The sequence below is a fragment of the Paenibacillus sp. FSL L8-0638 genome (assembly GCF_038593075.1).
GTDB lineage: Bacteria > Bacillota > Bacilli > Paenibacillales > Paenibacillaceae > Paenibacillus > Paenibacillus polymyxa_D.
In genome coordinates this window covers 2,331,153-2,343,505 of record NZ_CP151960.1, presented here as the reverse complement: position 1 = coordinate 2,343,505, position 12,353 = coordinate 2,331,153, and the positions used below count along the sequence as shown (strand labels likewise).

The 12,353-nt window shown below is 46.3% G+C and carries 9 protein-coding genes; 1 reads left to right on the top strand and 8 read right to left on the bottom strand.

Going from position 1 to position 12,353, the window contains the following annotated elements; all coding sequences use genetic code 11:
* Positions 1–17: 17 nt before the first annotated feature.
* From MKY35_RS10735 to MKY35_RS10705, 7 genes are all read right to left on the bottom strand, one after another.
* Positions 18–659: a universal stress protein gene (locus MKY35_RS10735; RefSeq protein WP_190299157.1), complete on the bottom strand. Its 642-nt coding sequence runs from the start codon at positions 657–659 to the stop codon at positions 18–20.
* A 596-nt stretch (positions 660–1,255) separates the two neighbouring features.
* Positions 1,256–2,230, bottom strand: coding sequence for an aldo/keto reductase (locus MKY35_RS10730; RefSeq protein WP_307350153.1), 975 nt, complete (start codon positions 2,228–2,230; stop codon positions 1,256–1,258).
* A gap of 407 nt (positions 2,231–2,637) precedes the next feature.
* Positions 2,638–5,313: a YhgE/Pip domain-containing protein gene (locus MKY35_RS10725; protein WP_342446333.1), complete on the bottom strand. Its 2,676-nt coding sequence runs from the start codon at positions 5,311–5,313 to the stop codon at positions 2,638–2,640.
* Between the two features lie 210 nt (positions 5,314–5,523).
* Positions 5,524–6,075, bottom strand: coding sequence for a DUF2062 domain-containing protein (locus tag MKY35_RS10720; protein ID WP_342446332.1), 552 nt, complete (start codon positions 6,073–6,075; stop codon positions 5,524–5,526).
* 190 nt (positions 6,076–6,265) lie between these two features.
* Positions 6,266–8,719, bottom strand: coding sequence for a glycogen/starch/alpha-glucan phosphorylase (locus MKY35_RS10715; RefSeq protein ID WP_342446331.1), 2,454 nt, complete (start codon positions 8,717–8,719; stop codon positions 6,266–6,268).
* 45 nt (positions 8,720–8,764) lie between these two features.
* Entirely contained in the window at positions 8,765–9,868 is a 1,104-nt protein-coding gene (gene glgD, locus MKY35_RS10710) for a glucose-1-phosphate adenylyltransferase subunit GlgD (protein ID WP_029519097.1), read from the bottom strand.
* Positions 9,869–9,891: 23 nt separating this feature from the next.
* Complete coding sequence (locus tag MKY35_RS10705) at positions 9,892–11,037, bottom strand: glucose-1-phosphate adenylyltransferase (RefSeq protein WP_340885165.1); 1,146 nt, start codon at positions 11,035–11,037, stop codon at positions 9,892–9,894.
* 255 nt (positions 11,038–11,292) lie between these two features.
* Between MKY35_RS10705 and MKY35_RS10700 the strand changes: the two genes are divergently transcribed.
* Positions 11,293–11,430 (top strand): hypothetical protein, encoded by a 138-nt coding sequence (locus MKY35_RS10700; protein ID WP_023988334.1) that lies wholly within the window; start codon positions 11,293–11,295, stop codon positions 11,428–11,430.
* Between the two features lie 104 nt (positions 11,431–11,534).
* Here the strand turns inward: MKY35_RS10700 and MKY35_RS10695 are convergent, their stop codons facing one another.
* The gene (locus tag MKY35_RS10695) at positions 11,535–12,347 is read right to left on the bottom strand and encodes a DUF3891 family protein (RefSeq protein ID WP_029519094.1); all 813 of its coding nucleotides are present in this window, start codon (positions 12,345–12,347) and stop codon (positions 11,535–11,537) included.
* Positions 12,348–12,353 lie beyond the last annotated feature (6 nt).

Here is a 12,353-nt window from a genome sequence, read left to right as displayed (position 1 = left end):
TTTTTGTATATGAACTTCTAGGAATGCGGCTTTACCCATTCACTTTGTAGAATTCTCAAATACTGGGCTTCGCCATTTCTAACGATTTTGAATAGACCACTGTTGAAATCAGTATCCAGCTCACGAAAAAATATCCCTTTTATCGTATCTTCTCCACCAGGCTCTTCACTCAGTACATAACTTCCATCCTGCTTCACCAAATAAGCGGAAAATCCCTTCTCATGTGAGTGCTCTAAAAGCTCGGGATAACGCTGTACAGCCACAATATGAAGATCAATAGGACCCAGTTGTTCAATCAAATCGTTGACAAAATTACCACGGGTAATCTCTTGCCATAGCGTTTGACTGGACTGGCCGATGATGATTTGAGTAACCTTTTTTTCCTGGGCTGTCTCCACAATCACCTCAGATGTCTTTTTCCCATTGCATTTACGAATCAGAAACGCTCCTCCAGCATCTTTAGTCTGCTCTTCCCATCCCGAGAGGTATTGTTCCTTGTTTTGGTTGTATTCATGATCTGTGGTTGCATCCACTGTAAGCACATATAAAGGAGCCCCGAGAAACCGGGACAACTCGCTGCCTCTTTGAATTAACCGCTGTCCGTGCGGACCATAATGGACACACACCATAATGCTCTCATTGTTCATCTCCGCCATCATTTTCTCTGCCTCCTGTTTCCAATTTACGAAAAAAACACAAAAAGAGCCCGCTGTTGGCAGGCTCCTCCGGGTAAACCAATATACAATTAGTTTTAATTATATAGTTTACCGGGGAGATTGTAAAGGTAAATCCTTTTGCGTATAGCACCTAGTATAAATGGAGAATCTTCATACAAAGGAGGGGTTCACATGTTGATGCGCAAAGTGATGATCTGCACCAGTCTCTTTATCCTGTTGCTTGTCGTGGGTTGGAGACTTGAATATAATATTCATGAAAAAGCAGTTAAGAGCAACCAAAAGTTATCAGCAAATGAAAGTTACAAATTCCGATCAGCCAATTTTGCTGAACCTGTTCTAATAAGCATTCCCTTTCTCCCCCGGGAGTATGTACGGATAATACGAAAGATTAGCAAATAGTTGTTAGCTTTTCCGATTAGCTTTAATATAAGCCCTTGACTATAGCCGTTTTACCAACCACGATTTAGGATGGGAGACTAGTACAAAAACAGCAGATCAAGGAGACTATTCCCGATCTGCTGCTTTTTGCCGATAATTTCTCACAAAGAGTGATGCTTTATGACGAGCACAAAGTATTATTACCAAGCGTAGGCTTCTGGCGCAGGTTTTCCCGGACCGGGAAAAATCTCATTCAGCTTGGCAAGCACATCTTCGCTCAATTTGACCTCAGGTACCCGTAGAGCATCCTCTAACTGTTCTAAGGTCCGTGGTCCGATAATTGGAGCCGTTACAGCCGGATGGGAAAGTACCCAAGCCAGTGCAATCACGTCTTCCTTTTCACCCAGCTCGCGGGACAATGCTGCAAATTGCTCCAGCTTCGCACGATTCTGCTCTACCTTTTCCTTGGCGCGTGCGCTGCGAGAACCAGTACCTGCTAACGCATTCCGTCCCAGCAGTCCGCCCGCCAACGGGCTCCATGGAATCACACCCAGCCCCAGCTCCTGAGCTGCCGGTAATACTTCAAGCTCGGCGGAACGTTCGTTCAAGTTGTACAAATGCTGCTCGGATACAAGCCCCAGAAAACGCCGTGCCTTCGCTTCGGCCTGCGCCACCGCAATATGCCAGCCCGCAAAATTACTGGAACCGATATAACCAACTTGTCCCCGATCCACCACGGACTCGAATACGCCCCACAACTCATCCCATGACACGTTTCGGTCAATGTGATGCATTTGGTATAGCTCTACATGGTCGGTCTGCAGACGTTTCAGAGACGCATCCAAATGGCGGCGAATTTTGTAAGCAGACAAGCCTGATCCTGCATTGGGTCCGTCATGTTCATTTTTCATATCTCCGTATACCTTCGTTGCCAACACGACCTTCTCGCGTCTTCCGCCGCCCTGCTGGAACCAACGTCCGATAATTTCCTCTGTCCAACCTTTACGGTCATGGCCATATACATTAGCCGTATCAAAAAAGTTAATGCCCGCATCCAGCGCGGCATCCATAATTTTAAACGCATCCTTTTCTTCGGTTTCTGGTCCGAAATTCATCGTCCCCAGACATAACCGACTAACCTTTAAGCCTGACTTTCCTAAGTATGAATACTCCATACTACCTCCCGCCTTTGCCTAAGGATTTTAAAATTCCGCAAAATTACATGCCAAAAAAGACCATACTCCGTTTATTCACCAGAATAAACCACTTTGAAACACCCCCAAATGCAATTTAAAGTTTGGAGAGCGCATGCAAAAAGGCCTCCGCACCATGCCGAAGCATAACATGCGGAGGCCACCTCCCCGTACTACCCGCCGAATATTAAAAGAAGGTGACTTTACGGCGGATGCCAGCAGAGCGGAGGATTTGAATCTGGAGAAGCGGAGCGTTCGCCTTTGCCACGGGATTCTTACCTTTTCATGTCTATCTAATCCAAAGAATCCCGTGGCAACAGCGATCGTAAGATCAAATCCTTCGCGGAGCGGCTCACTTCAGCCCCCGTAACTCATTCTTCTTTTAACAATCAAGGAATTAATTTCGTTTCTTTCGCTCGCTCAGCCATTTTTTTCGTATGCTTGCTGAGCGGCTTCTTCAACACCAATCCAAACAGGAAGCAAACACCGATAAATACAAACAGCATCACCACATCCCGTATCACCGTTGAAGGCAACATCCCTCCTACTGTCTCTCGTAACAGACTAACCGCATAGGTAAATGGTACAAATGGATTCAGCGCCTGAAAGAATGGTGTACTCGTCGCAATCGGGAACGTCCCTCCTGAACTGGAGAATTGAAGCACCAGCAGGATGACCGCCAGTCCCTTGCCGATATTGCCGAACACAGAAACTAGTGTATAGGTCATCGCCGTAAACACCAGACTGATCAGCATAGAGGATAGTACAAAGGCTACTTTGGCATCCACATACGCCCCGAGCAGGAACAAGTCACCGAGAGATACGCTCAGCGCCTGAAAAATACCAATTGTGGAGAATGTCATCAGCCGTCCGAAATACACTTGGTAGCTTTTAAATTGTCCTTCCGGGTCATCCACATCTACCCTGAACATTGATACCAGTAGCATCGCACCTACCCAAATCGACAATGTAGTGTAAAAAGGTGACATCGCAGAACCATAGTTAGGGATTGGATATATCCGTTCCTGCTTCAACGATACCGGACTGCCGAGAAACTCACTTTCCTTTTTCACATCCCCCTTGAGCAATGCAATAGCGCGTCCGAGTGCATTTTCGCCCTTAAGCTTGCGAATGGTGTCTGCAGCCTGACGTATGGAATCCTCGGCAGCTGGAAGATCGGTCCTTACAAAATTGGCTACTTGGTGCACCGCTTTTTCCGCTTCAGGAAATTTATTTTCAATTAAGTCAGCCATTTTGACAAACTGTTGTTCCGCTTTGGGCAAATCATTACGCACAAAATCTGCCGCCTGATGAATTTTACTTTTAACCGTCGGCAAATCGTTATTTACGAAGTCTGCTGCTTTGTTCACAGCATTCGTAAACTCGCCCATACGTCCCTGAATCGTTGTCGCCGCTTCATGCAGTTTCTGACGGTATTGTGGCAGATCCTGCTGGAGACGTGTTAGCTCTTGCTGGCCGAATTCTGCTGCAGCCTGTGCGTCATTTAATAGCTTTTCAATATTCGGTAGCTGCTCTTGAGCTGTAGTCAGCACATTGGCAGAATTGCGGGCAACGGATTTGATCTGATCTAGCGCCTTTTGAATGGCGGGTGCATACTCCGTATCATAATTGCCCAAAATGCTGTCAATTCCGCTACTGATTTCTCCAGCAAGGCGATCAGTGTCATCCAGCAGATTTTGCGCAGGCTTTTCACCGCGCTGGATGGCATTCCCGATACTAGTTACTGTGCTATTCAGACGGCGGAAACGATCCTCCATCCCGCTCACACGGGAAATAAGTGAATCCAGAGGTTGACTTGGCAAGTATCCGTTCACACGGTTCAGCAATTGAGAAATATGATCCAGCACCCCCACGGCAGTTGTCAGCCTACCACTGACACGATTCACCGCAGCTTGTGCTGCTTTAGGATCAAAATCCACACCACGAATGATGTCTGTAATCTGAGAAACCTCATTCGCAATTTGTTGTACCAGTTGTAAATCTTCTTTAACTACTGTACCTATCGAATCAAGCGCACCCTCATTTTTGTCCAGAAATTCAAGTAAACCGGTTGTAAAGTCCTTGCCTGTGTCCGCTATCTGCTGTACTTCTGGCAGTGCCTTCTGGGCAGCATTAATAACTTTAAGAGCCGTTTGCGTATCCTCCAGGGCGGTGGTCAGTGCGCTTTCTACCTTGCTAAAATTTTGATCCAGTTCAACAATTCGATCACCAGCCTTTTGAATATCAGGTAGTCTTTTTTGGATATCTAAAATAACAGCGGCTACCTTGTCCAGCTCAGGCATGTTTTTGTCAATTTTGAGCACCAGGTCACCGGCGTGGTTAATTTCAGGAATTTTCTCCTTCAATGCAATAATCTTTTGTCCCTGCGCCTTAATTTTCGGCAAATTTTGCTCCAGCTCCAAGGCCTGTTTGCCCAACCTATCGATATCCGGTAGTCGATTATTTAGCTCCAACACCCGGTTTTCAATGTTACGAATTGTCGGGAGTTCCTCCTCCAACTTTACTCCAGCTTCCTTCAACTTCGTCAATACCGCCTGGCTGGCAGTTTCAATAAAGTTTTGGCTAATCTGGTTCGTCAGAGAGGTTGCCCCCGAAGATGTAATTTTCGGAGCTACTGCATTAATTTTTTCATTTACGGCGTAATCAATTTCCGGCTTTTGCGGATTTTCCGTCAGCACACTCGTAATTTTCTCTGAAAAGTCTTTCGGGATCAGCAGGCTGGCATAATAATCACCATTCAACACACCTTTCCGTGCTTCCGCTTCATTGACAAAAGTCCAACCCAGCTTCTTGTTATTTTGAAGGTTATGCAAAACCTCATCGCCGATATTAATCTTCTTACCATTCACTTCTGCACCCTGATCTTGGCTGGTTACTGCAATTTTAATTCCAGATGTATTCGCATATGGATCCCACATCGCTTTCAAATTCACCCATGCATAGACGGAAGGCAAAAGAATGATGCCAATGACTAATAAAGTCCCGGTCGATACTTTGAATACATTTCTCCAGTCTGTTAAGTAGATTTGCCATATCTTCCGCAACTTCATCACTCCTTGTATGTACATTAACCTGTCGTCCATTGTTGTATGCACACGTATTGTAAACGATTCGAGCGAATGAAGCCAATCCTGTTACAATATATGCCAAAAGCGTATGGGTCTTATAGAGATCATAGGCTTTTTCTTGCCCCAACTCAAAGAAGCCCTTCAGACCTAATAAATAGGCTCGAAGAGCTTCTTCCTTATACATAGTTATCCATTCTTCAGCAGTCTGGCCGCCGAAAATGCTGCGCCATGACGCAACTTCCGCTTCTCCAACCTTTTGTGCAGCGAACGATTATACAGAACCTGAATGACAAAATACGAGATAATGCCCAGCACCAGACCGAAAATCGACATGCCGATCAGAATGTGCAAGCCTCCGTGCAACAAGTCTCTGAATACAGACCAGTTGCCGTGAAACAGCTCCATAAAAGAATGCTCGTGAAGTCGTCCGCCCCTGACATGTACCGGATAATGAGATGGATAAATCCAAGCCCCCACTTGCTTGGCGAATGGCATCAGTACAATTGGTAAAAAGGTCAGCTTACCTACAACGTTACCCACGATGGCCGCAGGCAGCGAGCCGCCAGAGAGACGAACAATCGGATAAAAAACAAGGTATACCAGAGAAGCCGTGGAAATCACAATCATCTCCAGCGCAAAGCCAATGGCGAAGCCCAAGGAGATCTTTTTAACTCCTCCAGGGGCGCGCAACAGCTTGATGAAATTCAGCCGAATCGCACGCCCTATATTTTGAAACATATTATAGTTCTTCTTCGATTTATGAGGTTTGAGCCTTTTCGGATTGAGCTTTATCAATAGGAGGACTCCTTCAACAGTACAATTCAAGTTCAGGAATGAGTATTTACAGCTCCCATCCTTACTTATGTCTATACTGTCATTATAACCCTCAGCGTTCGAAAAGCAATGCTATTCCGCCTGTTTCGCCGTTTTAGGACAGAATTCGCTTGTAGACATCGTTCTGGAGAGGTACAATGTCCCAAATCTCAGCCGCGTATTGCTGAATCGTACAATCACTAGAAAATTTACCGGAGTGTGCCATATTGACAATAGCACGCCGAGCCCACTCCGAGGGATTCCGATACACCTGTTCAATATGAACCTGCGTATCCACATAGGCTGCGAAGTCCTTGAGCACAAAGTATTCATCATTATGATCAATCAGGGATTGATAAATGGCCTCAAATTCCCGTTCATGCCGCGTAAAAGGAGCATCGTTCACGAGTTGATCCAGCACTTCACGCAGTCTTTCGTCACTGTTGGCTGTTTTGCGCGCCGAATACTGGCCGTCCCGGTAATATGCCTCGATCTGATCCACCTTCAATCCAAAAATGAACATGTTGGCATCGCCTACCATTTCATGCATTTCAACATTGGCTCCGTCCAATGTACCTATTGTGAGCGCACCGTTCATCATAAATTTCATATTGCCTGTGCCTGAAGCTTCTTTGCCTGCCGTGGAAATCTGCTCACTGACATCCGCCGCAGGAATAATCAGCTCCGCCAGTGAGACCGAATAATTTTCAAGGAAAACGACTTTCAGCTTGTCCTTGACTTCCACATCTCGATTGATCGTGTCCGCCACGTTATTAATGAGCTTGATCGTCTGTTTGGCGAGAAAATAACCGGGGGCGGCTTTGGCTCCAAAGATAAATGTGCGTGGCGTCACATCCAGGCCCGGATTACTTTTAAGCTGGCTGTATAGATGCATTACATGCAAAATATTGAGCAGCTGTCGCTTATAACCATGCAACCGTTTGACCTGTACATCAAAAATGGAGGACGTATCCAATCGCACGCCCTGTTTTGCAAAAACATGCTCAGCAAGCCTGACTTTATTATTTCGCTTAATCGCCTGTATCCGTTCTTTGAACGTCTCGTCCCCACTGTAACGAAGCAGGTCGATGAGCTCCCTTGGACGGGTCCTCCAGCGTGTGCCGATCGTCTCATCGTACAAGCTTGCCAGCTCCGGGTTGGCGTGCATCAGCCAGCGGCGATGGGCAATCCCGTTTGTTTTATTGTTAAAACGGTCAGGGTACAGCTCGTGAAACGACTTCATCTCTCGTTCCTTTAATATTTGCGTATGCAGCGCAGCCACCCCATTAACGCTGTAGCTGCCGACGATTGCCAAGTGGGCCATACGGATTTGTTCACCGTGAATAATTGCCATTTCACCAATTTTGATGTCCTGGCCTGGGTAACGCTCCAGTAGCATAGCGCAATAACGTTTGTTAATTTCTTCAATGATTAAAGAAATACGAGGAAGCAGCTCCCGTACCATATTAACAGGCCATTGTTCCAACGCCTCACTTAATATCGTATGATTCGTATATGAAACGGTTCGCGTCGTAATATCCCATGCTTCGTCCCAGCCCAAGCCCTTCACGTCCATCAGAATACGCATCAGTTCCGGAATAACTAGGGTCGGATGTGTATCGTTAATGTGCAGTGCTATTTTATCGGGCAAATGGCTATAAGGTAAACGAAGCTTCTCAAACGTACGCAAAATACTTTGTAATCCGGCCGAGCACAGGAAATACTGCTGCTTCAAGCGAAGCAGCTTTCCCTCATAATTGGAGTCGTCCGGATATAGAAATGCGGAGATAGATTCCACCGATCGATTGTAGTCGAGAAAGCGGTAATAACCGCCCTCGCCTCGAATCGGTCCTCGAACGGGATCAAGCGCTGATTCCGCACTCCAAATCCGCAGCGTATTCACCTGTGTATGACCATAGCCTACCAGCGGAATATCGTAAGGGACAGCCCAGACCGTTTCAGCATCCTTTGTTTCGAATACAAGACGTCCCTCCTGTTCATGGGTTTCCACTCTTCCCCAAAAATGAACCTCGACCTTTTTATCAGGACGACGTTCCTCCCAGACATTCCCTTTCTGTAGCCAGTAATCCGGCAGTTCAACCTGATTGCCGTCCACAATACGCTGTTCAAACAGACCATATTTATACCGGATGCCGCAGCCATGTCCTGCATAGCCAAGGGATGCCAGCGAGTCCATGAAGCAAGCCGCCAGACGGCCGAGACCCCCATTGCCTAGCCCCGCGTCCGCCTCCTGTTCTTCAATTTCCTCCAGATCCCAGCCCAGTTCACCCAATGCCTGCCGAACCATATCCAGTACGCCCAAATTCAGCAGATTACTGCCCAGTAGACGACCTATCAAAAATTCCAGGGAAAAATAATAAATCTGCTTCTCTTGTCCTTCTTTATAGGCTTGGTTCGTTTCTGCCCAATTCTTGCCGACTTGTTCACGAATCATGCCACCCAAAACCTTATATACGTCTTCCGACTGAGCCTCCTGCATCGGTTTGCCCAGCCTTCCGACCAGTTGCTCTCGAAAAGCCTGCTTAAATGCTTCTTTATTGCTGAACAAAGTTGTACCTCCTGTTATTTCCGTTTTAATGGCTAAGTATATCCTTTAAATTACGCTATTCTTGGCAATGACATAGGGAACTCTAATGTCTCCAATCAGAGTTCGATCTGGTGAAAGCTGTACATCTTTATCTAAAACCACATTCTCCACAACTGCCCCTTTACGGATGACACATTTTTGCATAATAATCGAGTTGCTTACCCGCGCGCCCTCCTCCACCCGCACTCCACGGAAAAGAATACTATTCTCGACCTTGCCTCCAATGGTGCAGCCATTGGCAACAAGTGAATGATCCACCTCGGCGCTGTGCGTATAGCGGGTCGGGGCTTCATACTTGATTTTGGTGTGCACCGGCTGATTCTGAAACAGGGCTTGATACTGCTGCTGATCCAACAGCTTCATGCTATTTTTATAGTAGCTCTCAATAGAATTAATAACCGCATGATAACCTTCATAACGATACGCATAAATACGCAGTCCACTTGGGTTTTTCTGGATGGCATCACGAAAGAAATGATTATCCTGATGGGCAATGCAATGCTTCACCTGATCCAGATACAAGTCTTTGTCCATCACAAACATTTCCAAATAAATGTTATGATGATCCTGCTCCTGATGAATACCCGTCACTCGTCCGTTCTCATCAATCTCCAGTCGTGCACAAGGATCATGCTCAGATTCTAGCTGGTCTATGGGTTTATATACAAGGGTAACATCTGCATTTTTCTCCTGATGATAACGGTATACATCCTCGATATCCACCTTATTGACATGCTGAGTTCCTGCGTGAATAATGGTTTGCCCCGATGAGCGATGAAAAAAATCCAGATTGTTGTGCACATGCTGCAAATCTCCACGCGATGCATCCGTCGGATCATTCCAGTCCGGTGGCAAAATAAACAACCCGCCCCGTCTGCGGTCTAAATCCCAAGGCCGACCTTCGCCCAGATGATCCAGCAGCGAACGGTATTTGCGGCGGATAAACAGTGCAATATCATGCACCCCTGCATGCATCATATTGGATAAGGTAAAATCAATGAGCCGATATCGACTAGCAAAGGGGACTGCGGCCCCGCACCGGAAATAGGTCAACTCCTTCAACTGATCCAGTTCGTGATCCAGGTTGATAACTCCAATGAGTCGACTCATAGCAGACACCGTCCTTATCCGGGTTAAATTCGTGCATGAAGCTGGCTTTCCTGATCGAACAAAATAATCTCATCAGAACTATCTTCAGGTCCAATAAACGCGTTGTCTTCAATAACGATGTTCTCATTCACGATAGCCCGGTGAATACGTACATTGCGCCCAATTTTTACGTTCGGCATGATGACAGAATCGGTAATGACGCTCCCTTCACCTACTTCGACCCCATAAAATAGTACAGAATGCCTTACTTCTCCATCCACCATGCAACCTTCATTTACAATGCTGTTTTTGAGGATCGCCCGTTGGGTTATATACTGGGCCGGTTGATTGGGGCTGCGAGTATAGATGCGCCAGAAAGGATCATTCAGATCCAAAGGCGGATCCTGAACCAGAAGATCCATGTTGGACTCCCACAAGCTCTGAATGGTACCTACATCCTTCCAGTACCCAGCAAACGGGTACGCATACAGCGACCGGCCATGCTGAAGCAACAATGGAATGATATCCTTACCAAAATCATGTGAGGATTCAGAATCGCTTGCGCTTTCCAGTAAATAGCGACGCAACACCTCCCATTTGAACAAATAAATACCCATGGAGGCCAATGTACTTTTCGGCTGTTCAGGCTTCTCCTCAAAGTCATATATTTTCAGATCATCGTCAGCGTTCAGGATTCCAAATCGTTTGGCTTCCTGAATCGTGACATTGATCACAGAAATGGTGCAGTCTGCTCCCTTCTCCTTGTGATAGTGGAGCATTCGACTGTAGTCCATTTTATAAATGTGATCCCCTGACAGAATGAGTACATGCTCCGGGTCATACTGGTCCAAGAAATGCAGGTTTCGATATATTGCATCCGCCGTGCCCCTGTACCAGTTGTTTCCATCTTCTTTCTCGTGCGGAGGTAAAACGAACACTCCTCCATCCAGGCGATCCAAATCCCAGTCGCTGCCTACGCCGATATAGGAATGGAGCACCAACGGCTCGTATTGGGTCAATACACCTACAGTGTCTATACCAGAATGAGTGCAATTGCTGAGAGGGAAATCAATAATGCGGTAAGTTCCCCCAAAAAATACTGCCGGTTTGGCTAGTGTACGGGTAAGTCCTTTGAGTCTTTTGCCTTGTCCGCCGGCGAGCAGCATGGCAACCACTTCCTTTTTTCTCATAACAAAGACCTCCCTGTCATGTGCGTCTGAAGCCATTGTGGCGGGATATTTGATAATATCCATTAAACATGAAAAGACAGTCGTAATCGTTTCATTGGCGAAGGAACGGGTAAGATGTGATGGAGAAGGGTAAATCATAGTTATGCGGAACGAGTGCAAGGAATCACTAAATCGTAAAATCCCGTTCATCTTTTCACATTTTGGATGCTTTTAAGCATTTGGGTATGACAACATGATCATAAGGAGGCGTACTTTATGAAGAATAAGAAATGGGTGGTAGCAGCATTGGGAATGGGTGTGACGTATCTGATGAAAAATAAAGGGGCACGCGATAAGGTATTGAATAAGGTACAGACTATTGTCAATCGTGCGAAAACCTCTGCAAAATCGTAAAATGTTAAAGCTAGAAAAAAGCGAGCCTCTCTGAATCATGGTTCAGGGAGGCTTTTCTCTGCGTCTACAAACAAATTATTGTTCGAGGCTGTATCCGTAGACGGTCAGGCATTCTCCTTATGTTCTTCTACTTCCATGATATGTTCAACGGTAAAGGTTCGATGCGTCCATTCGGAAGAACGGTAAGCCTCTAGGAGACCGAAGGTACGAATTTTCTCCTTGTCCACCTTCTTAAAGGTATGAGTAATCCCTACCTTGCCCTTGAAAGGAAAAAAGGAGAGACCTACAGTCTGATCCGATAGCCACTCGGCCCAAACTCGCCCGCTTTCATGACGAACAGCCGGGAAGCTCAAACCTTCAGCAAACCATTCATATTCTACTGTAGGCGTACCCGGCTCTCGACTGCACAAAAACAGACTCAATTCGTCGCAAAACAACATTCTCCGTACATCCGTCCGCACTTGATGGTCGAAGGTTACGCCACATGCCAGCTCCTGTTTGAGCCTCAGACGACGCTGTTCCTCCGCTTCCTGATAAGCATGCGTAATCTGCTTGTCCTGAGCATTTTGATGCTCGGTCCGCCCGACTAGCTCCTTGTACATCAAGCTACACAGCAACGCAGCATACGTGTTTCCTTGTTCGACTTCATCAATCCCAAGACGATAGAAAACAAAACGTGGACTGAGCGGAAAATCAATAAATGTATAAGGTACTGACATATGATCATTCCAGAAAGGAGCAGCGTCTAACTGTATCCAACCCCGATCATGCTCCCTTGCTGCATATACAAAATCCTGCTTATGACGTCTATTCTTGAAGGCACTCTCTTCCCATTGTAAAGCCAACTCACCTGAAATATGGGCATGGTCATGCTGCGTCGTCATGATATAAGCTTGGTCCGTTTCATAAATAACCATATGCTC

What these genes read in the sequence shown, in the direction of transcription:
- MKY35_RS10705 (WP_340885165.1), bottom strand. Translation starts at nt 11,037, where the DNA reads ATGAGAAAAAAGGAAGTGGTTGCCATGCTGCTCGCCGGCGGACAAGGC.
- MKY35_RS10720 (WP_342446332.1), bottom strand. Translation starts at nt 6,075, where the DNA reads ATGTTTCAAAATATAGGGCGTGCGATTCGGCTGAATTTCATCAAGCTG.
- MKY35_RS10695 (WP_029519094.1), bottom strand. Translation starts at nt 12,347, where the DNA reads ATGGTTATTTATGAAACGGACCAAGCTTATATCATGACGACGCAGCAT.
- glgD (WP_029519097.1), bottom strand. Translation starts at nt 9,868, where the DNA reads ATGAGTCGACTCATTGGAGTTATCAACCTGGATCACGAACTGGATCAG.
- MKY35_RS10700 (WP_023988334.1), top strand. Translation starts at nt 11,293, where the DNA reads ATGAAGAATAAGAAATGGGTGGTAGCAGCATTGGGAATGGGTGTGACG.
- MKY35_RS10730 (WP_307350153.1), bottom strand. Translation starts at nt 2,230, where the DNA reads ATGGAGTATTCATACTTAGGAAAGTCAGGCTTAAAGGTTAGTCGGTTA.
- MKY35_RS10735 (WP_190299157.1), bottom strand. Translation starts at nt 659, where the DNA reads ATGATGGCGGAGATGAACAATGAGAGCATTATGGTGTGTGTCCATTAT.